Raw genomic sequence first — 24,268 nt, forward strand, 5'->3', positions numbered from 1 at the left:
CGCTTTTTCTTGTAGGGCAGGTAAAGATCCTCCAGCCGCGTCTTGTTGTCCGCGGTCAGAAGGGCCTGGCGCAGCTCCGGCGTCAGTTTGTCCTGTTCTTCAATCGCCTCAAGAATGGATTCGCGGCGGTCCTCCAGTTCCCGCAGGTAGCCCAGGCGCTGTTCCAGTTCCCGCAACTGGCTGTCATCCAGGCTGCCGGTGGCCTCCTTGCGGTAGCGGGCGATGAAGGGGACGGTGGCGCCGTCATCCAGGAGGCCCACGGCGGCGTCCACCTGGGAGCGGCCGACCTTCAGTTCATCGGCAATGCGCTGGCTGATGTTGTGGCGGGAGAGGGGCTGACTGCTGCTTGCGTCACTCATGGGGATATCCGGTCTTGCTGATTGTGGGATTAAAGGAGGCGCATTAAACCCGCCCAGGGATGGGGGTGCAAGATTGAAATCCATGGCTGCTTGTGTTTTGACCCCTACCGCAACCTGTTGCAGAATCATCGGCAGTGAACCGGAGGGGATGACCGGTTCTGAACGGAGGGCTGAAATGCTGGTCAAAGTTGCCGGCTCACCCTCCCAGGAGATCTGTCACGGATATGACCATTCCGAATCAACATCGCCGGTCCACCTCGGCCCTGTTGTTCCTGCCAATCTGTTTCCTGTTGCTGACCGGGATGGTGGCTGCTGCGCCGGATGGGGTGTTCGGTCACGAATCCCTTGATGAGCTCCTCTCCGCGGTGGAGGCCCAGGCACAGCAAGATCCCCAAAAGGCCCTGGCCACCCTTGAGAGCGCATTGGCTGAACTGGAGCTGGATGAGCAGCCGGAAGCGGCAGTCAAACTGCTCAATCGGCGGGCGGAATTATTGCGGGATCAAGGGGAAACCGAGCAAGCCCTGCTGGCGCTGGAACTGGCAGAGGACTTGGCTGTTCAACTGGATGATCCCGTTCCCGCAGTGCAGGTTCAGCAGATGCGCGGGACGATCTATCTGGACCGCGCCGATTTCGATCGTGCCCTTGAGATCAACATGGCCGTTCTCAACCAGGCCCAGGCTCTGGCGCATGCCGAGCTTGAGGCGGCCGCTCGCAATGCCATCGGCAACATCTATTTCAGCCTTGAGCAGCCTGAACGGGCCCGCCGTTTCTACCGCGCGGCGGCGGAGATTTATGAGGAACTGGACTCCCGGGAGCGGCTGGGGAGCCTGCTGGGCAATATCGGCAATACCTATAATAGCGAAGGTCGTTATCAGGAGGCCTTGCCCTATCAGCGTCAGTCTCTGCGCATTGCCCGGCAAGAGGGGCGGGAGATTGGTGCTGCTTATCAACTGATCAATCTCTGCAATACATTATGGCTGCTCGAGCGCATGGAGGATGCCAGGGGCTATTGCCGGGAGGGCATCCCGCTACTGGAAGATGCGGGCCACTATCGAGCCCTCCATTTCGCGCTCAATCTCATGGGGGATTTGCGGGTTGCCGAGGGTGATCCCGAGGCTGCCTTGAGTTATCTCTTGCGTGCCCTTGAGATTGCCCGGGAAATGGATTCGCCCCGCCTGCGCGAGGCCAGTCATGGAGATCTGTCTTCCCTGTACGAGACCCTCGGCGATTATCAAGCCGCCCTGGAGCACGCCCGGGCCCAGTTCGAGGCTCATCACGAGGTAATGGACAGTGAACGCCAGCAGCGTATCGTCGAACTAGAGCAGTCCTATGAGGCCGAGCTGAGGCGCCAGGAGATTACGGCCAGGGAGGCTGAAATTTCCCGACTGGAACTGGAGTCGGAGCTGAAGGAAGCGAGTCTGCGTGAGCGCCAGACCCTGATGCTGGTGGCCTTCAGCCTGTTTGTCGCGACCGCCATCGTGGCACTGCTGCTTTGGCGTGGCTATATGCTCCGGCGTCGCAGCAGTCGGCGCATTGAGGAGAAGAATCGCGAGCTCAATGAAGCACTCAAGACCATCAGTCGTCTGGCCCGACAAGACCCGCTCACCGGGCTTGCCAATCGGCGTCGTCTGATGGAGGTGCTCAAGTCCGAATTGTCCCGCCGCCATCGGACCGGTGCCCCTCTTACCCTGGCTCTGGGCGACATCGATTACTTCAAGCAGCTCAATGACCAATACGGTCATCAGGTGGGGGACCAGATACTGATGGGGCTGGCGAAACGGATGCGCAGTTGCCTGCGGGAGAGTGACTTGCTCTGTCGCTGGGGAGGCGAGGAGTTCCTGATCCTGATGCCGGAGACAGATGCCGAGGAAGCCCGCCTGGCGATGGAGAAGGTCTGTGCCGCGGTGGCGGCGAAGCCTTTCGAAACGGACGCCGGTCCAGTGGAAGTCACCATTACCTTCGGTGTGGCCAGTGTCCGCGGTGACGACTTCAAGTCGGCCGTGCGGGTCGCTGACCGGGCCATGTATGCCGGCAAGCATCAGGGGCGCAATCGGGTGATGGTCCGTATCGAGGGTGGCGACGCCGAATAGCCCATCAGCGGATCAGGCGTGGTACCAGCCCGGTCAGCAGGATCAGCAGACACAGTTCCACCATTGCCTGGATCATGATCACCCCCGCCGCCAGCTCCGCGCCAAAGGGCAGGGCGAGGGCAAAGGGAAGGACCACAAAGGAGTTTCGGCTGCCGGCACTGAACAGCAGTGTGCGCTGACCGGGTATCGACAGGCCTGTCAATCGACCGGCGAGCAGTGCCAGGCTCAGGGCCAGCAATGCCCAGAGCAGGAACACTGCCGTGACCGGGAGCAGTTGACTGAAACTGTCTGATGGCAGATCCGCCAGTTGGGTTGCGGCGACCAGAAAGACCACGGGTAGCAGAAACAGCAAGGGTGCCCGCTGCGCGGCTCCCAGGGTGGACTGCAGCAGTGGTCGCCCGACGCTCAGATAGCGAATGCCCAGGGCGAGCGCCAGGGGAATGGCAAACAGGCCAATGAATACCACCAGGAAGCGCAGTGGTTCGAAGCTCTGCAGCTGCCCACTCCCCAGCAGAATCATCAGCCAGATGGGTACCGCGACCACCTGCCCGAGCAGCAACAGCGGAACGGCCGTCGTGGCCCGTTCGGGATTGCCACGGCCGATCAGATTGAAGGCAAGAAACCAGTCAGTGCAGGGCGCCAGCAATACGAGTGCCACCGCCAGCCGGATGACCGGATCCGCCGGCAGCAGGAACAGCACCAGCGCGGTTGCCAGGGGCAGCAGCAGGAAGTTCAGCGCCAGAATGGTGAGCAGAAAGTCCCGGTCCGCCAGACTGCGCCGCCAACGCCGCAGATCCAGGTGCAGGAAACTGACGAACATCAGCAGGGCCAACAGGGGCCAGAGCATGATGGACCAGCCGGAGACTGCTTCCGGCTGCCATTGGGCGACCGCCAGGCCGGCAAGCGCGGCCAGGGTCAGCGGCAGGACTTGCCAGCGTTCCAGATTGAGGTAGCTGAAAAGGCGGTGTCGGGCGGAGAGCATACAGGCAGTTTGCCCGATCCCGAGGGGCGGGGAAAGACGGTGTCCAGGAGCCTGCAGTCAATCCATTCGCGCCAGCAGTGGCTGCGAATGGATTGACCAGAGCTTGCTCAGTAACTGCCCCGCATGAAGTCAATGGCCGGGATCAGCGCCTCCCGCCAGCGCTTGCCCAGCGTGGTGTCATAGCGGGGGTCGCTGTTCTGAACGGTCAGTAGCAGACTTTCGATCCAATGGTCGTACATGTGCGGTTCTACCGGGGCATGCCCCTTGCGGCTGTGTACCTTGGCGATATCCTCGATCTGGCGCCGGGCGACGCCGGGGCTGCCGGCGTAAGTGATGACCATGCTGATGCCGCGCCGGATAAGCTTGTTCTGTTTGGGCCAATCGGTATGCGCAAACATGGCCGGGAAGCGCTCATTGCTTGCCAGCAGACGTTGATAGAAGTCCGCCACGAAGTCCGGGTTTTCTCGCAGGCAGCGGCCGAAGCTCTGCTGCACGTCGCCAAACTGATCCATTTTTCACCTTCAAGTCGGAAATCAAGCGCGGATGCTACGCGAGCGGCAATGATACCAGCTTGATTTAGATCAATCTAATACTTGACGGCGGCTTACCATTCAATTCGGGCCCGGTCCCGCCAGAATCCGCCGCTCTCGGTGGCCTCCGGATCGCTGGCCAGCCAGACGATGGTGTCGATGCCTTCCTCGATTGAGCGGCTGGCATCCCCGCCGCCCAGGTCGGTGCGCACCCAGCCAGGGCAGACCGAGTTGACCAGAATCCCGCGTTCGGCCAGTTCTGTCGCGAACACCCGGGTGATGCTGTTAAGAGCGGTCTTGGACAGGCGATAGCCCAGCCAGCCCCCGTCCATGTCGCTCAACTGCCCCATTCCGGAAGAGACATTGACGATGCGCCCGCCCTCGGGCATCAACAGGGCCAGGGCCTGGATCATGCGCAGGGCGCCCAGGGTATTGGTGTTGACCGTTTCCATGATGGTCATGGGTGAGACCAAAAGGGGGTTGGCCGAGCGCTCGCCCCCTGCCTGACGGGTTTCCAGGATCAGCCCGGCATTGTTGACCAGCACATCCACCCGCTTGTAGGTCTCGCGGATATAACGGCCCAGATCCCGGACCTGGTCAGCACTGGTCACGTCCACCACCCGCAGCTCCACCGACAGTTTGTCGGCCTGCATGGATTCCACCGCGCGGGTGCCGGATTCGGAATCCCGGGCACAGGCGATCACGTGATAGCCCTGCTCGGCCAGGGCGCGGGCAGTGGCCTGGCCCAGGCCGCGGTTGGCCCCGGTGACAACGGCGATTTTTGATTGCATCCTGATGCTCTCCCGTGTGCAAATGGGCGGGATTATACCGCTCAGGCGACGATGGAGCAGCGATGTTCACATGACTGCCATTCCCCTGACAGTTCGTCTGGCCTCCACTGCCTGGATCATCCTCTGGGTAACAGTGGTGCTGAACAATCAGGGCCCCCAGAACTTCTTCTGGCTCTGCAACATGGCCAAGTTCATTGTCCTGTTCGCCATCTGGCGGGGCGATCGCCTGCTGATTTCCAGTCAGGCCGGAGTCATGACCCTGGTGGGCATTGGCTGGACATTGGATCTATTCTTGGGCCTTCTGCTTGGCGGCAGTCCCACCGGTTTCACCGATTACATGTTCGGTGACGAGCTGGCCCCGGTCGCCCGGGCGGTCTCGCTCTATCATGTGGCCTTGCCGCCGCTGATGATCTGGCTGGTCTGGCGGCTGGGTTATGACCGGCGCGGGCCCTGGTTGCAATGCCTGATCGGTGCACTGGGTGTGGTGGGCGCCTGGCTGTTTACCGAGCCTTATCGCAATGTGAACTGGGTCTGGTCCCCCTTCGGGGTGGAGCAGACCTGGATGCCGGATCCTCTCTGGGTGCTCGTTTTGATCGTGGCCTATCCGCTGGTTCTGTATTTCCCGGGTCATTGGCTGTTGCTGGGGATCAAGCGACTGCTGCCGGCTCGCTCCACCCAACCGTGATGTCATTGGCTCGTGGCCTTGTCCTTTGGCTTTGGTGGGGATCGTTTTTCGTTCCCGGGGGTCAGATACCCGGTAAGCGATGCGCAGCAGAAATAGGGAAAACTGTCTCAGTGATACCCATTGCGGATAACAATCCGACCCACCGTACTCCTGTGGTCACCTGGGTGATTCTGCTTGCTTGCATTGTGGTGTTTCTCTGGCAGATTACGCTGTCGGAACAGGCTTTTCGGGCAATGGTCTTTCATCTCGGGGTGGTGCCCCGGGCCCTCTTCGAAGTCCCCCTGGGGCATCCCGATCTGCTGATCCCGCCGCTACTCACACTCTTTACCTCCATGTTTCTCCATGGTGGGCTGCTGCATCTGCTTGGCAACATGCTGTTTCTCTATGTGTTCGCCAATAACATTGAGGACAGCATGGGGCATGGGCGATTTATCGTTTTCTATCTCCTCTGCGGACTGGCTGCCGCATTGACCCAGGCATTGATGGCGCCGGATTCCACCGTGCCCATGGTGGGTGCCAGTGGCGCCATCTCGGGTGTGCTGGGGGCTTATCTCATGCTTCATCCCTTTGCCTGGATCAAGCTGCTGGTTCCGTATTTCGTGATCTTCTTCCTGTGGCTGCCGGCCTGGCTGATGCTGGGCCTGTGGTTTGCCTTCCAGCTTTTTCAGTCCATGATGACCCCCGCTGATCAGGCTGGTGTTGCCTTTGCCGCTCATGCCGGTGGCTTCGTGGCCGGTGTGGTTCTGGTGCTGTTCTTCAAGCGGCCCGGGGTGAGGTTGTTTCGCTAGAGTCGGCTTCTATTGAGTTAGTCCCCTTTGATGACGGTGACGGGTTGGGTCCCGGCCTAGGTGGCGACAGGCCTTTCCAAGAACGCCGTAAACGGGCCCTTCCCTGCACCCCCAACGAGCCCGCGTTCACAGTGAGATTCGTCGCTCCAAGGCGCAGTGCGCCGCACAGTAGTAGCACTACGGGCAAACACTGCAACGCCGGAGCGGCGGATCTCACTGTGAACCCGGAGGGACCGACCGTATTTCGCCTCTCGCTTTGTTGCGCCTCGCTCATGTAGCACAGCGGCTACACCACGCTCGGCGCGCCGCGCGAGAGACGAAATACGGTCGGTCGCGGGTTCGTTCGGGGCGCAGGGAAGGGCCTCCCTGGGGGCTCTGGGTTCGCCATCCTGGCTCACACAGTCTTGGAAAGGCCTGTCGCCACCTAGGCCTACCTTTGGTGGTGGTCACCTGGGCCGTGCTGGCGGAGAGTTTGGTTCAGTCTTATGTCCTAGTGCTATCTGGAGGCTTTTAATCGCGGCTAAAGCCGCTCCTACGGCGGATTTGGCGTCCGCTACAGGCACCGTAGGAGCGGCTTTAGCCGCGATTAAAAGCTACCGGATGGCAGCAAGGTGAAAAACTGAACTTGTGAACCACGCAGCTACCGAATAAGCCGTATTCGCGTAAAGTGGCCCAGCCTGACTCTGGATCATCGTGTCTAACCAGGAAACCTCTGATATCAGTGGTCTCAAAAGGAGAAAGCCAATGACTGCACGACAACGCAAGCCCCTGGGGCTGCTTGCCGGCATTGCCGCCGCATTGCTCCTGCCCGTCAACGCCCTGGCCCAGGAGGCCGAGGTGGGGAGCTACCAGGAGCCGCCCCAGGAAATCATCGATCTGGTGGATGCCCCCCTGACACCGCTGGTCAGCCTCAGCCCCCGGGGTGATCAGTTGCTGCTGATGGAACGCCCGCCACTGAGAACCATCCGTGATTTGGCCGAACCGGAAAAACGCCTCGCCGGTATCCGCTTCAATCCCGAGAACCGCGGTCCCAGTCGCCCAAGCTACTTTACTGGCTTGAGCTTGCAGTCCATTGATGAGGGCCGGTTGCGTGAAGTGGAAGGACTGCCCGAGCGGCCACGGATCCGGAACGTGAGCTTTTCCCCCGATGGCACGCAGCTCGCCTTTGTGCAGGTCGAACCCGAGCGCTTGGCCCTCTGGGTGGTGGATGTTGAAAGTGCCGAAGCCCGAGAGCTTGAAGGCCTCGACGTGAATGCCACCTATCCGGGCACGCCCTATGTCTGGTCGGTGGACAGCGAGAGTCTGCTGGTACGCCGGGTCAGCCCGGAACAGGGCGCTGCCCCTGATCGGGATCCGGTGCCCGATGGACCGATCATCCAGGAGAACCGCGGCCGTGCCGCCCCCGCCCGCACCTATCAGGATCTGCTCGAGGATCGTCACGACGAGCGCCTGTTCGAGCACTACTTCCATGGTGAACTGGTACGGGCCCGCCTGGATGGCGATCAGGAGGTACTGGCCGAGGGGATTCTGTCCGACTTCTCGCCCTCGCCTGATGGCAACTATCTGCTGGTGGAAACCCTGCGTGAGCCCTGGTCCTATTCCGTTCCCTTCTTCCGTTTCGCCCGCACCATCGAAGTGCTGGATCGACAGGGAGAGCCCGTGTACCAGGTCGTTGATCGGGACCTGGCCGATGATCTGGTCATTGCCTTCGATGCCACCGTGACCGGACCGCGAAGCGTGAGCTGGCGCAGTGATGCCCCGGCCACGCTGTTCTGGGCCGAAGCCCAGGATGAAGGCAATCCCCGCAAGGATGTGGATGTGCGTGAGCACCTCTATCTGCTGGAAGCACCGTTTGATGGCGAAGCGGTGAAGCTTGCCACTCTGTCCGACCGTTTCCGCTCGGTTCATTTTGGTGATGGCGACACCGCCCTTGTGCTGGAGCGGTGGTACAACAACCGTGACGAAAACATGTGGCGGGTCGCCCCGGATGCGCCCGAGCGGGAGGCCGAACGGCTCTGGACCCGCTCCTGGGAAGACCGTTACAACGATCCCGGCAGCCCCAAGACCCGCAGCAATGAAAGCGGCCACCGGGTTCTGGTGATGGCCGAAGGGGATCTGCTGCTGGCCGGTGACGGTGCCTCGGATGAAGGGGATCGCCCCTTTCTGGATCGCTTCAATCTCGAGGCGCTGGAAAGCGAACGACTGTGGCGGTCGACCTCGCCCTGGTATGAGCAGGTCACTGCCGTGCTGGACCCTGACACGCCGGTGGTATTGACCCGCCGAGAGTCAGTGGACGTTCCCCCCAACTTCTACTGGCGCGATCTGGCCACTGACAGCAAGAGCCGGATTACCGATTTCGAGCACCCGCTGCCGGAACTCAAGGGCGTGAGCCGCGAGCTCATTACCTATGAACGGGAAGATGGCTTGCCCATGTCGGCACAAATGTATCTGCCGGATGGCTATGATCCGGAAACGGACGGCCCCCTGCCCACGCTGGTCTGGGCCTATCCTCGGGAATATCGCAGTGCCGATGCCGCCGGTCAGATACAGGGCTCGCCCTATCAGTTCAATCGTCTCAGCTACTGGGGGCCGCATTTCGCCCTGACCCAGGGCTGGGCGGTGCTGGATCGGGCCACCATGCCGGTGGTGGGGGAGGATGACAAGGAACCCAATGACACCTTCATCGAGCAGTTGGTGATGAACGGCAAGGCGGCGGTTGAAGCCGGTGTCGAGCGTGGCATTACCGACCCGGAGCGGGTGGCCATCGGCGGGCATTCCTATGGCGCTTTCATGACCGCCAATGTGCTGGCCCATTCGGATACCTTCCAGGCCGGCATTGCCCGCAGCGGTGCTTTCAACCGTACGCTCACACCCTTCGGCTTTCAGCGCGAACAGCGCACCATCTGGGATGACACGGATCTCTACATCCGCATGTCACCCTTCTTCGCCGCCGATCAGCTCAGCCATCCGATCCTGCTGATCCACGGTGCCGAAGACAACAACTCGGGGACCTTCCCCATGCAGTCCGAGCGCCTGTTCGAAGCCCTGCGTGGTCTGGGTGGCACCGCCCGCCTGGTCATGCTGCCGGAAGAATCCCACGGCTATCGCGCCCGGGAATCCGTCCTGCACATGCTCCACGAACAACTGGAATGGCTGCGTGAATTCGTCGCCGAATAAGCAGGCTCTGTCAGAGCGTCAAAGGCCCCGGTTCTGCCGGGGCCTTTTTTGTTTATAAAGAGAGTTGTATTGGGTGGGCCGTGTTGATCGCTGAGAGACGGTTGCCAGGTTCTGGCTCTGGATTTTTGACACAGAGGGCGCAGAGGATTCGCAGAGAGCACAGAGGGCCTTTCGATTGGCGAGTCGCGGCGGTCAGTCCATCAACACGAATGCTGTAACCGCGATAGCCAGACCCAGCCCCATCAAGGTGTGACGGCTCCAGAGGAGTATTCGTTCGAGTGGGATTTCAGAAGCCGAAACATCAGTGTCTCTCTCTTCGAATAGCTTCCGTCGACGAATACGGATCAAGTCAAGGGAAGTCCCAGCGGCGACCAGGGCAAAAGCCATGGCAAAGCCAGGGTTATTGTTGGCAAACCAGAAAAATATTGCGGCAAGCAAGGATACTACCAAACCAAACCCATGGCCGATCATGTTCTCCCCTCCCTTATATGATTTGCCTGCTTCGCGCCCGAGGCTGATTCCCACTCCAAAATTTTGCCACAAAAAATCTCCGAGATCTCCGCCATGCCCAGCCGTTCCAGGGCGAGGGCGAACTGGTCGCCCGGTTGGGCACGTAAGTCAAGGATCTGGTCGGGCTCGGCCGGATGGGGCAGGCGCAGGGAGAGGGCGTGGAGCATGAGACGGTCAAGGCCAAGATGTTCCCGGAAGATACGGTTGTGTTCGCCGTCGCCATGGGTGGTGTCGCCGATGATGGGGTAGCTGATTCTTTCCATGTGGATGCGCAACTGATGGCGGCGGCCGGTTTTCGGCCACAGGCCCACCAGGGCGTAGCGGGAGGTGGGGTAGCGACGGTTGGCCACCGGCAGGGTGGCGGTGGCCAAACGACGATAATCGCTGGCGGCCTCCCGGTGCGCCTCGCGGTCATCGTCCCGCACCGGGCGGTCGATATGCCCCTCGGGCGGCTCTGGCCAACCACGGACGATGGCCAGATACGTTTTCTCCACCCGCTGCTCGGTGAATGCCTGGTTGAGGGCATGGGCGGTCTCGGCGTCGAAGGCGAAGACCAGCACGCCGGAGGTGGCCCGGTCCAGGCGATGGACCGGGTAAAGCCGCCGCCCCAACTGGTCGCGCAACGTTTGCAGCAAGTAGACCCGGTCCCGGGAGAGGGGGCTTCGGTGGACCAGGAGCCCCGATGGTTTGTGCACCGCCACCAACTGCTCGTCTTGATAAAGAATCGCTATTTCCATAAAGACACTATTCCCCGCCCATCGCTGCCACGCAAGTCCGCCGACCGGCGGGAGGCGGTGGGGACCTGATCTGCGTTAGACTCTGTCCCCCTGTATGCAATGACTGTTTTCTTTCGGGGGTCGTGTGAACAGGAAGTTACTGTTTTTTATCGCAATTGCTTTGGGTCTGGCGATCTGCCAACCGCTGCTGGCCGATGACCGGCCTCGGGCCCGGGATATCGGCCTGGCACCGGGTGTGCTGCCGACGGGTGAGTTGAATGCGATCACCGATGTGGAGGGCGTTCGTGTCGGGCATGTCTCTCTGGTGTCCGGTGAAGACATCCGCACCGGAGTCACCGCCGTGCTGCCCCATGAGGGCAATCTCTTTCGTGCGAAGGTCCCCGCCGCTGTCTACACGGCCAACGGCTTCGGCAAGGCGGCCGGCTTCGAGCAGGTCCGGGAACTGGGTGCGCTGGAGTCTCCCATACTGCTCACCAACACCCTCAGCGTGGGCACCGCGGTTCAGGCCGGGGTCCGCTGGACCCTGGACCAGGAAGACAATGAGGATGTGCGCTCGGTGAATGTGGTCGTGGGCGAGACCAATGACGGCTATCTCAATGAGATCCGGGATCAGTCCATACGCCCCCAGCATGTGTTTTCGGCCATAGAGTCCGCTGAGGGGGGATTAGTGGCGGAAGGCAATGTGGGTGCCGGCACGGGCACCCGCGCCCTGGGCTGGAAGGCGGGCATTGGCACGGCCTCCCGCACCCTGCCGGCGACCCTGGGCGGTCACACGGTGGGCATTCTGGTGCAGTCGAATTTCGGCGGCGTATTGACCATGGACGGCCTGCGGGTAGGAGAGCGCCTGGGTAATTACCGTTTTCGGGACGAACTGGAAACCGGGCTCGAGCTGGACCTGGCCCCCGAAGCCGAGGCCGGTTCCATCATGATCATCATCGCCACGGATGCGCCGGTCAGTGAGCGCAATCTGGAACGCATGGCCAAGCGGGCCCCCCTGGGGATTGGCCGCGTGGGCGGTTTCATGAGCAACGGATCGGGTGATTTCGTCGTCGCCTTTTCCAACGCCCAGCGCATTGATCATGACAGCCCGGCCAGCGGTCGCAGCCGCGAGGTGTTGCCGGATCGGGCCATGGATCCGCTGTTCATGGCCGTGGTGGAAGCCACCGAGGAGGCCATTCTCAACAGCCTTCTGAAGGCGGAAAGCATGACGGGGCGAGACGGCCATCACATGGAGGCGATTCCCGTTGAGGCCGTAAAGGAGATGGTGGATGAACGCTAGAAAACTTGCTCTGCTGTCGCTGCCCCTGGCGTTTATTCCAATCGCCTGTGAAGGGCCTGCGGGGGATGCCGAGGAGCGTGAGGCACGGATCATGGCTTCGGCCTATCCCGAGGGCGCGGCACTTTATGAACGTCAGTGCCGGGCCTGCCACCAGAGCGATGGCCAGGGCCTGGCCGGCACTTTCCCTCCCCTGGCTGGCCATGCCCCTGAACTGGTTCAGGCCGAGGGCGGGCGAGAGTATTTCATCCGCGTGATCCTCTGGGGTCTGGGTGGCGAGATCGAAATTCGGGGTGAGCGTTACGGCGGCGTCATGCCGGGCTTCGCGCGCCTGTCGGACGAGAACGTTGCCGCCATCATCAACCACAGTATTCATGCCTGGGGCGGGGAAGATGCCCTGCCCCAGGATTTTCAGTCCATCAAACCCGAAGAAGTCAGTGAGCTTCGCGAACCGCGGATGACGCCACGTCAGGTCCGCGAAACCCGACCGGAGTTTTGAGCATGAGCAATCGGAATATCTCAAACAAGCAACTGTTCATCCGCCTCGGCATTCTCTTCGGCATCCTTGCCGTACTCCTCGCCGCCGGTTTCATCATCCCCCGCCTGGAGTGATGCCTCCAGCTTCTCCATTGCCTCGCGGGCATCGTCATGATCCGGGTCCAGTTCCAGGGCCATCCTGAAGTTATGCTTGGCCGCATCCATCTCGCCTCGGTGCTGATCAATCTCCCCAAGGCGCCAGAAGGCCGCTGCCCGGCTGGGGCTGCCCGGAGTGATGAAGGGCAGATTGCTGTAGACCTCCAGAGCCTGCTGGCCCTCGTCCAGCCATTTGCCTGACAGGGCAGCCAGACGACCCATTTGATAAGCCGCCGAGTATTGCTCGGGCTCTAGCTCGAGGATGCGGCTAAGGGTCTCGTAGGCCAGCTCCCAGTGTTCGTGGGTGATGGCATTGAAGGCGATGCTCATTCCCATCATTTCCACGCCTTCACCGTTGTTCCAGGCAGCCCGCATCATTTCCAGCCCGGCTTCACCCTGGTCATCGTCCAGCAGGAAAATGGCCTCGGCGGCAAGGCCCCAGTACTCATCCATCTCCTTCAGCGCATCCCGTCCCTGACGGGGCCGTCGATTGCTGCCGCCGATGATGCGCGGAGCACCCAGGTGAAACTGCATCAGGCCGAAACGGTACTCGGGATTGTCCGGGGACTGTTCCACCGCTGCCTCCATGCTGTTGCGGATCTGCCGGGCAAGGCGCACCTGGCTCATGATGCCGCTGTCATCCAGTTGCGCGAGCAAGCCACCCACCAGATACCAGTGGTTGCTGCCGTCCTCGGGTTCCAGGCTGACAGCCTTTTCCAGATTTTCCAGACCGCGTTCGTTTTCCTCCAGCGCCAACAGGGTAATGCCCTTCATGCGATGCCAATGGGCGCTGTCTTCATCCCGAATGGTCTCAAGATGTTCCAGGGCCAGATCCGGCCGCCACTCATCCAGATGGCTCTGCGCCTTATCGAAGGCATGGAGGTTGCCCGTCATCGAGAGGGCAAGAAAGGCAAGGCAGAGTCGAAACAGTCGCATTGATGGATCCCTTTTGTGTTTAGGAACCTCTAATCAAAGGTTCCTTTATTTGTTGAATTCAGTAACGCCCCGGTTCATGCCGCCGGGAATCAGTCGGAGCTTTCCTGGCCTGGGCATTGCCCGAAATGGCTCTCCAGATGATCTTGAAGCAGCCCGTGATGGAGTTCCACTGCTTCTTCAAATGTCTGATGGGGCAGCTCCATCCAGCGCCGTACCTCGGGAGTGATCATGAACCAGCGGCCGCTGATCGTTTCCAGTTCAGTAAAAGCCTGAAGGGTGACAATGTGCTCACCGCCATCTTCGGTCGGGCCGATTCGTGACCTGGCCTCAACCTGGAAATAGGGCGCCACGCCGTACTCATAGCGATAGTCACCGGCTGATTCTTCTTCACGTACCGTCACTTCCAGGGCTCGTTCATCATTTTCCACCCAGCGAATGCTGTGAATGCCCTGGCTGCTCTTGATGGTCGCTTCAGGGCCATTGGGCAATAGCCATTGGGCCAGGTGCTCCGGGTCCGAGAGGGCCTGCTCGAGCTGGTCCTGGTCATGGCAGTACCGTTCACTCACTTCCGCTTCATGGCGATCAGGCAGGAACTGCCCACCGACTATCCAGATCCCAAGCAATATCAGCACGATCCCCACAATGTAATATGCCGCTTTCATACCCGCTATCCCCATTCATGCAGTCCGATTGACGCCAACCATGTTACCAGCACGCTTCCAGGCGCGGCTGGCTCTGTGGCCACTGCGGTCCAACAGTATGTAGAGGGCCGGCAGCAGGAACAGGCTGACCACGGTGGAGAAGGCCAGGCCGCCAATGACCGCTCGCGCCATGGGCTGGTAGGAAGGCCCGTCGCCGGCCAGGGCGGCATCACCGATGGCCAGGGGCAGCAGGGCGAGGATGGTTGTGGCCACGGTCATGAGGATGGGCCGGAAGCGATGCAGGCTGCCATGGTAGAGGGCATCATGCATGCTCATGCCTTTCCAGCGAAGCTGATTGACATGGTTCACCAGGACAATGCCATTGTTCACCACCACGCCCATGAGAATCAGGATTCCGATCATGGCCATGAAGGTGAAGCTGGTGCCGGTGAACAGGAAGAACCAGAACACGCCCGTGATGGAAAAGGCGATGGTGCTGAGAATGGCCAATGGTTTCAGCAGGGCCTCGAACAGCGCCGCCATGACGATGAAGATCAGAAAGATGGCCAGCAGGAAGTTCTGCATCATCTGCTGCACGGCTTCCTGGTCCTGCTCGAATCCGCGACCGAAACGCCAGCGATAACCGGCCGGTAACTGAACGTCATCCATGGCGGTTCTGATCCGCTCCTGGGCGGTGGCCGTGTTGATGCCGGGCGCCAGATCAAATTCGATCTGAACGGCGGTGCGCCGGTCCTGTCGCTGGATGGCCGCGGCCTGCTCGGCCACAGACAGTTCCGCCAGGCTGTCGAGGCGGGCGCTGCCTCCGTTGGGCAGTGCAATGGGCAAGGCCGCCAGTTGATTGAGTGAGCGGCGCTCCGCATCCCGGTAGATCACTCTCAGTTCAGTGTCCTCCACGTCACCGCGAAGTGCCCGCAGGTTTCGTCCCTGCAAGGCCAGTGACACCGAGTCGGCAATCTCCCTGGCACGGATCTCATGTTGTTCAGCCGCCTCGGGCCGGACCCGAACCTGAAGCTCCTGGGAGCGGTTCTCCATGACCGGGCGGGCGCGAACGATGCCCTCGAGACCACTGAGTTGTTCGGCAAGGTTCCGTGCGATGGGCATCATCTCCTCATAGCGTTCACCTTCCACCCTCAGGGTCAGGGTTTCGGCACCGCCACTGCGCTGCCAATCAAAACTGGGATTGCCAATCGTGATGTCGGGCAGATCTTCCATGACCCGTTCCCTGACTTCCGCGGCTGACAGACGGGCCGCGTCGCCGGTATTGAGGATCAGACCGGATTGGGCGCGACCGCTGTCGTACCATGAATAAACCGACTCCAGGTCAAGTTCTTCCTGATTGGCGTACAGGTGGTCTTCGATCTTCTCCACGGCACGTCGCATGTCATCCAGGGGGTGGCTGCCCTCAATGTGATAGTTCAGCCACAAGGTTCGACTGTCCTGCTGGGGGAACATCTCTGTCTGTACCGCATTGAGGGGGACCAGAATGGAGGCCATGGCCAATGCGCCAATGGCCAGGGTCATTCGGGGCCGGTGAAGGCTCCAGTTGAGTGCCTTGCCGTAGCGGCGGGCGAGGCCGGCCACCGGATTGGGCCGATCCTCTGCCGACTTCCCCGCTGACAGGCGGGAGAGCAGCAAGGGGATCAGGGTCAGGGAAATCAGTAGCGAAGCCAGCAGGGTCACCACGATGGCCGCGGCGACATGCTGCAGGAAAATGGTGATCTCATTGTTGCCACCAAACATCAGCGGCAGGAAGACAATGATGGTGGTCAGCGTTCCCGCCAGCACGGCGACACCCACTTCCCTGCTGCCCCGCAGACTGGCAGAGAGGGGTTTGCGTGCCTTTTCCTGGCGGTGGCGAAAGATGTTCTCGCTGACCACCACGGCATTGTCCACCAGCATGCCCACGGCCAGCATCAAGCCCATCATGGAAAGAATGTTCAGTGACAGGCCGAGCAGATACATCGCCGCGAGACTGGAGGCGATGGCGGCGGGAATGGTGGCCACCACGATCAGCGTGGTGCGGAAAGAGCGCAGGAAGAACCAGAGCACTGCCAGTGCCAGCAAGGCACCGACGAGACCGGCCCGTAGCAGCTGGCGCAGTGATTCGGTGACCGCCACCGATTCGTCGTTCATTTCGAATATTCGGATACCCTCAAACTCCGGGTCCTGGCGAACATCCTCCAGTTCGCTTTTCACCCGTCGGGCCACATCCACCAGATTGGCGCCGGATTCCCGCAGGATGTTCAGGCCCACCGAGGGTTCCCGGTCGAGCAGGCGGACCAGGCGGAGGTCGGCGGTGGTCTCCTTGAGTTCCGCCACGTCAGCCAGCCGCACACCCCGGCCCAGGGGCAATGCCGCCATCTCTTCCAGGCTGTGAAACTCGGCATCCGGTCGGACCCGTAAGCGCCTTGGCTCCTCGAACAGCAAGCCACCGGCCACCGTCTGGTGATTGCGCTCGATAATGTCAGTCACCTGGCGGTCAGTGAATCCATGGCTGGCCAGTCGGTCGGGATCCAGCTGTACTTCGATACGCGGTTGCTGAATGCCGTAGAGCTGGACCTGGGAGACGCCTTCAATGCGTTCCAGGCGGGCCCTCAGGTGTCGGTCCAGCAGGGTGTACTCCCGCGACAGATCCCGGTCCGAGGACAGGCGCAAGGTGAGCATGGGCTGATCCGAGGTGGAACCGGTGAATACCCGTGTTCTTTGCACGGTGTCCGGCAGCTCGTGCCGGATGGCGTCGATTCTGGCCTGGACCTCCAGGTTGCGGGGGCCCATCTCGTCGCCCCACTGGAAGAAGATGCGTACCTCCCCCTGGTCGGGGTTGGCGGTGCTGTCCAGGCGGTCGATGCCTCTGAGCGTGGCCACGGATTCCTCAATGGGACGCAGGACCTCCCGTTCCATCTCCTCCGGGCCCATGCCGGGGGCCTGGACCTGGATGAAAACACCCGGAAAATCCAGGTCGGGCAGTAGGGCCAGGGGCAGCATCCGGGTGGCAGCCAGGCCGGCTGCCACCACCGACAGGCAGAGCATGAGGGTGGTTACCGGGCGGCTGAGTGCCAGTCGGGTCAGGTTCATGCCCGCGCCTCCTGGCGACGACTCGCCTGTAGCCAGGTTTCGACACGCTCATAGGTGACCGGGATCACGATCAGGGTGAGCAGGGTGCCCACCAGCAGCCCACCGATGACGGTAATGGCCATGGGGGCACGCAATTCGCCCCCTTCGCCCATGCCAAGTGCCATGGGTAACAGGCCCAGCAGGGTGGTGAGCATGGTCATCAGAATCGGCCGCAGGCGGGTCTGACCGGCCTCGCTGATGGCTTCGCGCAGGACCAGACCATCCGCCCGGTTCCGGTTGATTCGATCCACCAGCACGATGGCGTTATTGACGATGATGCCCCCCAGCATCATCAGGCCGATGAACACCACCACGCTGATGGTGGAGCCGGTCAGCCAGAGACCGATGATCGCCCCGGCCAGCGCCATGGGCACGGTGAACAGAATGACGAAGGGGTGCAGCAGTGACTCGAACTGCGAGGCCATGACCAGATAGACCAGGAAGATGGACAGCAGCAGCGCCAGTTGCATGGCAGTGAAGGCGTCCTGCATTTCATCGCTCTGGCCCGAGACCCGGGCAGTCACGCCCTGGGGCAGCTCCATCTCGGCGCTCAGTCGCTCCAGTGCCTGGCTGGCGCGGCCGGTATCGCCATTGGCGGGGCTGGCGGAAATCACCGCGACCCGTTGCTGGGAATGACGGCGTACTTCCACCGGGCCGGTCTCGATCCGGATATCGGCGACCGCTTCCAGCGGCAGGCTGCGGGGATCGGCCGGATTGATGGGCAGGGCCTTCAAGGCATCCAGGGAGCGGCGGGTCTCCTCGCGGCCACGGACCAGGATGTCCAGTTCCCGTTCCGGCAGGGAATAGCGGCTGCTGGCCTGGCCGCGCACATGATCCGCGACTCGCCGGGCGACGATCCCGGCATCAAGGCCGAGGCCGGCGAGACGGTCGCGGTCGAAACGAATGCGAACCTCGGGATAGCCTTCTGCCATGGAAGAGCGCACGTCGCGGAAGCGTTCATCCCGGGAAAGCTGCCCAAAGACCTGGTTGGCCGCCTGCTGCAGGGACTCCAGACTGTCGGATCGCAGGGTCAGTTCCAGGGGCTGCTCGAAGCGCATGATGGCCGGTGCCTCGATGCGGCGGCGGATGTCGTCACGACCGTCCAGTGCTGCCCGCAGGCGCTCCGCCGTGGCCACCTCGGCGGCTTCACCCAGCCCCGGATGCAGTCGCACGGTTAGCTGACCATGGTTCTCGCCGGCGTCACCGGGTGCGGCATCCAGGCGATTGCCGGTGCCCGCAACCGATGCGGTCACCGCCACCCGGGGGTCATCGGCCAGCTCCTGGCGCAGGGCCTGGAGGGTGTCATCGGTACGGTCCAGGCCAGTGCCCGGGGGCAGTTCGATGATCATGTCGTACTCGCCCTGGCTGACCTCCGGGATGAGTTCGGTGCCCATCCGGGGCAGCAGGGCCAGTGACAGTGCCACCACCGCCAGGGTGATCAGCCAGACCTTGCCGGCATTGCCCAGGGACCAGTGGAGGACATGAGGGTAGCTGCTCTCCACCCGTCGCCAGGCAAAGTCGAATAGCTTGCGCAGCGGCCAGAGCAGGGCACGCATGGCTTCCGCCACCAGCCGTGCCGCGCCCCGCAGCAGGACCAGCAGGCCAAGGCCGGTACCGCCGACAATGCGCCCGGGCAGGCGACGCAGCCAGCCGCGCTGGTCTGCCTTCTCGGCCTCTTCCAGGTCGGATTCCGGCCGCTGGCCGGGCACCGAGAGCATGGGAATGACGGCCAGGGCAATCAGCAGGGCCAGCAAGAGGGAGAAGGTAATGGTCAGGGCCTGGTCACCGAACAATTGTCCGGCCAGGCCTTCCACGAAGATCAGCGGCAGGAAGACGGCAATGGTGGTCAGGGTGGAGGCCGTGATGGCACCGCCCACTTCGCTGGTTCCCCGGCGCGCCGCGGTGAGCGGATCGTCACCGGCCTCGCGCCGTCGGGCAATGCTTTCCAGCACCACGATGGCGCTGTCCACCAGCAGGCCCACTGCCAGCGCGATGCCGCCCAGGGACATGACATTGAGGCTGATGCCGGTGCCGTGCATGAGCAGGAAAGTGCCGATCACCGACAGGGGAATGGAGATGCCGATGATCAGGGTGGGGCGGGCACTGCCCAGGAAGAGATACAGCATCAGGGCAGCCAGCAGGCCCCCGATCACCCCGGCCGAGATCACTTCCCGCACCGCCTGGCGAATGAAGGTGGACTGGTCGGCAATGACCTCCACCTGCATGCCGGCCGGCAGTTCCCGCTCCAGGCGGGACAAGTGCTGGCGGAGCAGTTCCGCCACCCGCACGGTGTTGGCATCGCCTTCCCGGTAGACGCCGATCTCCACCGCCTCTTCGCCGTTGAGGCGGGTAATGGCTTCCCGATCGCGATAGCCCATGCGGACTTCGGCGATATCACCCAGTCGGAGGGTTGCCCCCTCGCGCCGGCCGACCACGGTCTGTTCGATGTCATCCAGGTTCTCGAAGCGGTTGAGGGTGCGGACCAGCAGCTCGCGGGAGCCTTCATAAAGACTGCCGCTGGAAACATTGATGTTCTCGGATTCCAGGCGATTGCGGATGTCTTCAATCTGCAGGCCCAGGGCGGCCATGCGATCGTCGTCCACCAGTACCTGGACTTCACTGTCCAGACCGCCGGAGACCCGAATGGCGGCAACCCCTTCCACGGTCTCCAGTTCCCGGCCCAGTTGGTCCTCGGCATAGCGGCGCAGGCGGTCAAGATTGTTGTCCTGGCCATCGCCCAGGCTCAGACGGAGAATGGGGTCGGTGCTGGGGTCAAAGCGCAGCAACAGCGGGCGCTCGGCTTCCAGCGGCAGATTGATGCGGTCGAGTTTTTCCCGTACCTCCACCACTGCGGTGTCCATGCCAGTACCCCAGGCGAATTCCAGGGTCACATCGGACTGCCCGGCGCGGGAGACGGACTGCACCCGACGCACGCCGCTGACCGTTGCCAGCACTTCTTCCACCGGCCGGGTCAGCAGGTATTCCACCTCCTGGGGTGCGCCGCCGGGCAATTCGGTGCGCACGGTGAGGCTGGGGTAGCTCATTTCCGGCAGCAGATTGACCGCCAACCGGGTCTGGGCGACCAGGCCGAAGACCACCACGCCCAGGGCGATCATGGCCATGGTTACTCGTCGCCGTGTCGCCAGTTCCACAATGCCAAGGGTCTTGCGTCGCATGTCAGGCTTCCTGTCTCGTCAAAAGGGGCAGTGCAGGGCGTGTCTGGAATCAGCCGCGGCCCGTTTCGGCCAGGCGCTTGCTGCTCTCCTGGCCACCGTTGATGCGCACACGGGCGCCGTCACGCAGAGTGGCGTGGCCCAGTGTGATCACCGGCTCGTCTCCGCTCAGGCCGTCAGTGATCTCCACCCAGCCCTCCTCACTCAGGCCGGTCTCCACCTGACGGCGCTTGGCGACCCCGTCTTCCACCACAAACAGGCTGGCGCGACCGTTTTCGAATTGCAGTGCCTGACGCGGCACCATCAGGGCGTCATCACGGGTGTCATAAAGGATGCGCACCCGGGCGAAGGCCCCGGGGCGGAGCAGGCCGCTGCTGTCTTCCACCCGAACAGTGGCCCGAACCGTGCCCGAATCGGTATCCACCACCGGGCTGATGCGGGCGATGCGGCCGCTGTGAACCCGGTCCGGGGAGGCATCGCTGCGGATCTCCACCAGCTGGTCCACGGCCAGACGGCTCATCAGGCGCTCGGGGACATGGACTTCCGCTTCAAGATTGCGGGTGTCGGTCACCCGGAACAGCACATCGCCGGGATTGACGTTGTCGCCCATGCGAATATGGCGTTCCGATACCACCCCGTCCACCGGAGCCTTGATGCGGGTTTCCTCAAGCTCCACCTCGGCCAGGGAGAGAGCGGCACGCTGGGCTTCGACCTGAAAGCCCAGTTTTTCCACCGAGTCGGAACTCACCAGCTGGTCCTGAAGCAGCTGTTGCTGGCGCTTGTAGTCCTGTTCCAGGCTGGATAGATCGGCACGCCGCTGTTCCACTTCCAGACGGCGACGGCGATCGTCCAGTACCGCCAGCACCTCGCCGGCCTTGACCGCATCGCCTTCTTCCACGCGCAGTTCCCGGACCAGGCCCTCGGCACGGGACGGAACCCGGGCGTCGTGAACAGCCTGCAGCGTCGCCGTGGTCCGGTGATTGGCGCTCACGCTGTCGCGCCTCGGCTCCTCGGCCTGCACGCTGGTGCGGCTGCTTTCCTCCTCATCCTGGCCTTGATCCGCCGGAGCCTCCTGCTGGCAGGCGGCCAGTGCCAGGACCACCAGGGCCAGCAGGCTCAGTCGCTTGATCTCTGTGATGCTCATGATTCGTACTCCTGCGTCACCGGATGTGACTTACCGTGTAGGTGATGTAGCGAAGTATAACAGTAAATTTCTCATGTGCAAGTCCCCATTTGTCCGGTCTGCCGCTGCCCCTGGCTGGGCTATCCTGCCCAAATGGGGGGGGTGGTCGGCTTACTTGCAAGTGCCTGGGGGCGATTTTTTCCTTCCGGCGCGGGATGGCATAGAATCAGGCCCCTGTTTTTCTTGCTGGAGTGGACAATGCATCGCATGACAGCCCTGCTCGTGGCGGCCGGACTGGCCATTTCCCCGGTCCTGGTCGCCGAGAAAGCCCCCCGGGATTACCGCGCCGAGGCCATTGACATCCTCGAGTCCGTCCCCCTGATCGATGGCCACAACGATGTGCCCTGGCAGTACCGCCAGCGGGCGGACAACCGCCTCGGCGAGATCGATTTTGCCGGTGACACCCGTGAGCTCGATCCGCCCATGCACACCGACATCCCGCGTCTGCTTGAAGGTCGGGTGGGTGGCCAGTTCTGGTCGGTCTACGTCCCCCCGGCCATGGATGGTCCGGAAGGCACCCGCGCCCAGCTGGAGCAGATTGACGCGGCCCGTCGTCTGATCGCCTCCCATGATGAACTGCGCTTCGTGGAGACGGCGGATGAGCTGGAAGCCGCCTTTGAGGAGGGTCATATTGCCTCCCTGCTGGGCATGGAAGGCGGACACGTTCTCGACAACAGCATCGCCACCTTGCGGACCTTCTATGCCCTGGGTGCCCGCTACATGACCCTGACCCACTGGCAGAACACCGATTGGGCCGATGCCGCCACCGATGACCCCGAACATGACGGGCTGAGCGCTTTTGGCGAGGCCATCATTGAGGAGATGAATCGCATCGGCATGCTGGTGGATCTGTCCCATGTGGCCCCCTCCACCATGCATGATGTGCTGGATGTGACCGAGGCGCCGGTGATCTTTTCCCATTCCTCGGCCATGGGGGTGACCGATCATTCCCGCAATGTGCCCGACGATGTACTGGATCGCCTGCCGGAGAATGGCGGTGTGGTGATGGTGACCTTCGTGCCCTCATTCGTCAGTGAAGCGGTCCGCGAGCATGGTGCCAAGCGGGCGGCGGAACGGGCCCGCCTGGAAGCGCTTTACATTGGCCGGCCGCAGCGGGTGGAAGCCGGCCTGGAGGCCTGGGATGACGCCAATCCCGAGCCTCGCGCCACCCTCGCCGATGTGGCCGACCATATCGATTACATTCGCGACCGCATTGGCGTCGAGTACATCGGTATCGGTGGTGACTATGACGGCATAACCAGTCTCCCGGAGGGCCTGGAGGATGTTTCCACCTATCCGGATCTGTTTGCCGAGTTGCTGCGCCGGGGCTATGAGCGGGAAGAGCTGAAGAAAATCGCCGGTCTCAATGTGCTGCGGGTCATGCGGGCAAACGAGGCCTTTGCCGCGGAGCAGACCGAAAAGGGAAGGCGCCCGGTGGATGTGCGCATTGACGATTTTGACTGACAACGGTGTCTGATCAGCCTGGAGGTGGAGCGGTGAAACTGGGTTACACGGTGGGGATTGTGCTCGGCATTATTGTCGTGCTGCTGGTATTGCTGACCGGCCTGCTGCCGGATACGGCGGCCCGCGAGGGTGAGGCACGATTCTGTGCCGATCGGGAGACCGTCTTTGCCCATTTTCACCAGCCCGAGCGGATTACCGCCTGGTCCAGCATCTTCGGCTCGGTGGAACCGGACGAGGTCGAGCTGATTGGCGACAGCGGCGAGGCATCGGGGCTGCGCCTGACCGACGATCAGCGTTGGCTGCAGCTTGAAGTGGTGGACAGCCAGGCACCGGAGTTCCTGCGCTATCAGTTCTCTACCCACGACGGTCTCTCTGTTGCCGCCGATATCAGCCTTCAGGCGCAAGACAGTGACACGGCGGCGTCGGTGACCATGGAGCAGCAGTTTTCCACCTACTTTGGTCGCTGGGCGAGGTTTTTTGTCGGCGGTGTCTTTGCCGACCTGATGCAGGAAGAGTTTGAAGGCATCCACCAGGTCCTGGCGGAAGCCGGCCATGAATGTCCGGCCAGCTAGTCGGTCCGCCTCGGCCGGGGTTCAGCCTCGGCCGAGGTGGAGCAGCACCGGGGCAGTGGCTGGTCGCTGAGCGGCTTCGGGGTCGGGCCGGGACCAGGGCAGTGCCGAATCATCCAGCCATTGTCGAATGGCCTGGTATTCATCCTTGCCGCCCCGATGTCCCCGGTAGATCATCAGACTTATGAGGCCATCCGCGCAGAGGTTGTCCCAGGCCGCACGGATGGCGGTCAGGGTGGTGTCGGGGCGGGTGACAATGTCATGGTCGCCGCCGGGCAGATAACCGAGATTGAACATCACCACCTTGAGCCGCCCCCGCATGTGGTCGGGCAAGACCTGGTCCAGGCGTTCGTGACCGCATTGCCGTAATTGCACCCGCCCGTTCAGCCCGGCCTGTGCCAGCCGTCCTTCGGTGGTGCGGATGGCGGCCTCCTGAATATCCAGCCCCAGCACCTGTCCCGTTTCGCCCACACACTCGGCCAGAAAACGGGTGTCATGGCCATTGCCCACGGTGGCATCCACGGCACAGTCCCCGGCCTGCAGACGAGGCCGGATCAAGGTCTGGGCCAGCTGGGTCAATGGCTGTCGCATGGCTTTATTCCTGTCGGC

The 24,268-nt window shown here is 62.3% G+C and carries 20 protein-coding genes; 8 read left to right on the forward strand and 12 right to left on the reverse strand.

Translation table 11 applies throughout. The features are described 5' to 3' along the window. The coding region (locus tag VCB98_RS07370; RefSeq protein WP_346051274.1) for a Tex-like N-terminal domain-containing protein at positions 1-359 on the reverse strand (359 nt) is incomplete at its 3' end. Positions 360-583: 224 nt separating this feature from the next. Here VCB98_RS07370 and VCB98_RS07375 point away from each other — a divergent pair. Next, a complete protein-coding gene (locus tag VCB98_RS07375; protein WP_346051276.1) occupies positions 584-2,449 on the forward strand; it encodes a tetratricopeptide repeat-containing diguanylate cyclase in 1,866 nt (621 codons plus the stop codon). A 4-nt stretch (positions 2,450-2,453) separates the two neighbouring features. On the opposite strand, the gene VCB98_RS07380 is transcribed toward VCB98_RS07375, so the two are convergent. From VCB98_RS07380 to VCB98_RS07390, 3 genes are all read right to left on the reverse strand, one after another. Then, entirely contained in the window at positions 2,454-3,431 is a 978-nt protein-coding gene (locus VCB98_RS07380; protein ID WP_346051278.1) for a bile acid:sodium symporter family protein, read from the reverse strand. Positions 3,432-3,538: 107 nt separating this feature from the next. Further along, on the reverse strand, positions 3,539-3,943 hold the full coding sequence (locus VCB98_RS07385) for a globin (RefSeq protein ID WP_346051279.1): 405 nt from the start codon (positions 3,941-3,943) through the stop codon (positions 3,539-3,541). A gap of 92 nt (positions 3,944-4,035) precedes the next feature. Continuing rightward, the gene (locus VCB98_RS07390) at positions 4,036-4,752 is read right to left on the reverse strand and encodes an SDR family NAD(P)-dependent oxidoreductase (protein WP_346051281.1); all 717 of its coding nucleotides are present in this window, start codon (positions 4,750-4,752) and stop codon (positions 4,036-4,038) included. A 70-nt stretch (positions 4,753-4,822) separates the two neighbouring features. On the opposite strand from VCB98_RS07390, the gene VCB98_RS07395 reads away from it, so the two are divergent. The 3 genes from VCB98_RS07395 (at position 4,823) to VCB98_RS07405 (ending at position 9,402) form a co-directional block, all read left to right on the forward strand. Then, positions 4,823-5,437, forward strand: a complete 615-nt coding sequence (locus tag VCB98_RS07395; RefSeq protein WP_346051283.1) for a hypothetical protein — start codon at positions 4,823-4,825, stop codon at positions 5,435-5,437. A gap of 110 nt (positions 5,438-5,547) precedes the next feature. Continuing rightward, a complete protein-coding gene (locus VCB98_RS07400; protein ID WP_346051284.1) occupies positions 5,548-6,225 on the forward strand; it encodes a rhomboid family intramembrane serine protease in 678 nt (225 codons plus the stop codon). A gap of 744 nt (positions 6,226-6,969) precedes the next feature. Continuing rightward, on the forward strand, positions 6,970-9,402 hold the full coding sequence (locus VCB98_RS07405) for a S9 family peptidase (protein WP_346051287.1): 2,433 nt from the start codon (positions 6,970-6,972) through the stop codon (positions 9,400-9,402). Positions 9,403-9,594: 192 nt separating this feature from the next. Here the strand turns inward: VCB98_RS07405 and VCB98_RS07410 are convergent, their stop codons facing one another. Beyond that, the gene (locus VCB98_RS07410) at positions 9,595-9,873 is read right to left on the reverse strand and encodes a hypothetical protein (protein ID WP_346051288.1); all 279 of its coding nucleotides are present in this window, start codon (positions 9,871-9,873) and stop codon (positions 9,595-9,597) included. Further along, positions 9,870-10,649 carry a pseudouridine synthase gene (locus tag VCB98_RS07415; RefSeq protein WP_346051290.1) on the reverse strand — a complete coding sequence of 260 codons (780 nt, stop codon included), beginning with the start codon at positions 10,647-10,649 and terminating at the stop codon, positions 9,870-9,872. The genes VCB98_RS07410 and VCB98_RS07415 overlap by 4 nt, the downstream gene beginning before the upstream one ends. A 124-nt stretch (positions 10,650-10,773) precedes the next feature. Here VCB98_RS07415 and VCB98_RS07420 point away from each other — a divergent pair, with 124 nt between their 5' ends. Both VCB98_RS07420 and VCB98_RS07425 read left to right on the forward strand, forming a co-directional pair. Beyond that, the gene (locus VCB98_RS07420) at positions 10,774-11,928 is read left to right on the forward strand and encodes a DmpA family aminopeptidase (RefSeq protein WP_346051292.1); all 1,155 of its coding nucleotides are present in this window, start codon (positions 10,774-10,776) and stop codon (positions 11,926-11,928) included. Continuing rightward, a complete protein-coding gene (locus VCB98_RS07425) occupies positions 11,918-12,424 on the forward strand; it encodes a c-type cytochrome (RefSeq protein WP_346051294.1) in 507 nt (168 codons plus the stop codon). The genes VCB98_RS07420 and VCB98_RS07425 overlap by 11 nt, the downstream gene beginning before the upstream one ends. Positions 12,425-12,444: 20 nt before the next feature. Here VCB98_RS07425 and VCB98_RS07430 read toward each other — a convergent pair whose 3' ends face one another. The 5 genes from VCB98_RS07430 to VCB98_RS07450 all read right to left on the reverse strand — a co-directional run bounded on the left by VCB98_RS07430 (position 12,445) and on the right by VCB98_RS07450 (position 21,587). Next, a complete protein-coding gene (locus VCB98_RS07430) occupies positions 12,445-13,494 on the reverse strand; it encodes a tetratricopeptide repeat protein (protein ID WP_346051296.1) in 1,050 nt (349 codons plus the stop codon). A gap of 89 nt (positions 13,495-13,583) precedes the next feature. Continuing rightward, positions 13,584-14,156 carry a hypothetical protein gene (locus VCB98_RS07435; protein WP_346051297.1) on the reverse strand — a complete coding sequence of 191 codons (573 nt, stop codon included), beginning with the start codon at positions 14,154-14,156 and terminating at the stop codon, positions 13,584-13,586. 15 nt (positions 14,157-14,171) lie between these two features. Further along, positions 14,172-17,231, reverse strand: coding sequence for an efflux RND transporter permease subunit (locus tag VCB98_RS07440; protein WP_346051299.1), 3,060 nt, complete (start codon positions 17,229-17,231; stop codon positions 14,172-14,174). Then, the gene (locus tag VCB98_RS07445; RefSeq protein ID WP_346051300.1) at positions 17,228-20,446 is read right to left on the reverse strand and encodes an efflux RND transporter permease subunit; all 3,219 of its coding nucleotides are present in this window, start codon (positions 20,444-20,446) and stop codon (positions 17,228-17,230) included. The genes VCB98_RS07440 and VCB98_RS07445 overlap by 4 nt, the downstream gene beginning before the upstream one ends. A gap of 49 nt (positions 20,447-20,495) precedes the next feature. Then, a complete protein-coding gene (locus VCB98_RS07450; protein WP_346051302.1) occupies positions 20,496-21,587 on the reverse strand; it encodes an efflux RND transporter periplasmic adaptor subunit in 1,092 nt (363 codons plus the stop codon). Between the two features lie 237 nt (positions 21,588-21,824). Here VCB98_RS07450 and VCB98_RS07455 point away from each other — a divergent pair, with 237 nt between their 5' ends. Both VCB98_RS07455 and VCB98_RS07460 read left to right on the forward strand, forming a co-directional pair. Beyond that, positions 21,825-23,090 (forward strand): dipeptidase, encoded by a 1,266-nt coding sequence (locus tag VCB98_RS07455; RefSeq protein WP_346051304.1) that lies wholly within the window; start codon positions 21,825-21,827, stop codon positions 23,088-23,090. 32 nt (positions 23,091-23,122) lie between these two features. After that, entirely contained in the window at positions 23,123-23,662 is a 540-nt protein-coding gene (locus VCB98_RS07460) for an SRPBCC family protein (protein WP_346051306.1), read from the forward strand. A gap of 21 nt (positions 23,663-23,683) precedes the next feature. Here the strand turns inward: VCB98_RS07460 and mnmM are convergent, their stop codons facing one another. After that, positions 23,684-24,250: a tRNA 5-(aminomethyl)-2-thiouridylate-methyltransferase MnmM gene (mnmM, locus tag VCB98_RS07465; RefSeq protein ID WP_346051308.1), complete on the reverse strand. Its 567-nt coding sequence runs from the start codon at positions 24,248-24,250 to the stop codon at positions 23,684-23,686. Positions 24,251-24,268 lie beyond the last annotated feature (18 nt).

Origin of the sequence: Natronospira elongata, from assembly GCF_034931365.1 — a bacterium.
Taxonomy (GTDB): domain Bacteria; phylum Pseudomonadota; class Gammaproteobacteria; order Natronospirales; family Natronospiraceae; genus Natronospira; species Natronospira elongata.

Bases quoted from the DNA above. Each gene is read 5' to 3' on its own strand.
- VCB98_RS07375 (WP_346051276.1), top strand. From the start codon at position 584: ATGACCATTCCGAATCAACATCGCCGGTCCACCTCGGCCCTGTTGTTC.
- VCB98_RS07380 (WP_346051278.1), bottom strand. From the start codon at position 3,431: ATGCTCTCCGCCCGACACCGCCTTTTCAGCTACCTCAATCTGGAACGC.
- VCB98_RS07385 (WP_346051279.1), bottom strand. From the start codon at position 3,943: ATGGATCAGTTTGGCGACGTGCAGCAGAGCTTCGGCCGCTGCCTGCGA.
- VCB98_RS07390 (WP_346051281.1), bottom strand. From the start codon at position 4,752: ATGCAATCAAAAATCGCCGTTGTCACCGGGGCCAACCGCGGCCTGGGC.
- VCB98_RS07395 (WP_346051283.1), top strand. From the start codon at position 4,823: ATGACTGCCATTCCCCTGACAGTTCGTCTGGCCTCCACTGCCTGGATC.
- VCB98_RS07405 (WP_346051287.1), top strand. From the start codon at position 6,970: ATGACTGCACGACAACGCAAGCCCCTGGGGCTGCTTGCCGGCATTGCC.
- VCB98_RS07410 (WP_346051288.1), bottom strand. From the start codon at position 9,873: ATGATCGGCCATGGGTTTGGTTTGGTAGTATCCTTGCTTGCCGCAATA.
- VCB98_RS07415 (WP_346051290.1), bottom strand. From the start codon at position 10,649: ATGGAAATAGCGATTCTTTATCAAGACGAGCAGTTGGTGGCGGTGCAC.
- VCB98_RS07425 (WP_346051294.1), top strand. From the start codon at position 11,918: ATGAACGCTAGAAAACTTGCTCTGCTGTCGCTGCCCCTGGCGTTTATT.
- VCB98_RS07430 (WP_346051296.1), bottom strand. From the start codon at position 13,494: ATGCGACTGTTTCGACTCTGCCTTGCCTTTCTTGCCCTCTCGATGACG.
- VCB98_RS07435 (WP_346051297.1), bottom strand. From the start codon at position 14,156: ATGAAAGCGGCATATTACATTGTGGGGATCGTGCTGATATTGCTTGGG.
- VCB98_RS07440 (WP_346051299.1), bottom strand. From the start codon at position 17,231: ATGAACCTGACCCGACTGGCACTCAGCCGCCCGGTAACCACCCTCATG.
- VCB98_RS07445 (WP_346051300.1), bottom strand. From the start codon at position 20,446: ATGCGACGCAAGACCCTTGGCATTGTGGAACTGGCGACACGGCGACGA.
- VCB98_RS07450 (WP_346051302.1), bottom strand. From the start codon at position 21,587: ATGAGCATCACAGAGATCAAGCGACTGAGCCTGCTGGCCCTGGTGGTC.
- VCB98_RS07455 (WP_346051304.1), top strand. From the start codon at position 21,825: ATGCATCGCATGACAGCCCTGCTCGTGGCGGCCGGACTGGCCATTTCC.
- mnmM (WP_346051308.1), bottom strand. From the start codon at position 24,250: ATGCGACAGCCATTGACCCAGCTGGCCCAGACCTTGATCCGGCCTCGT.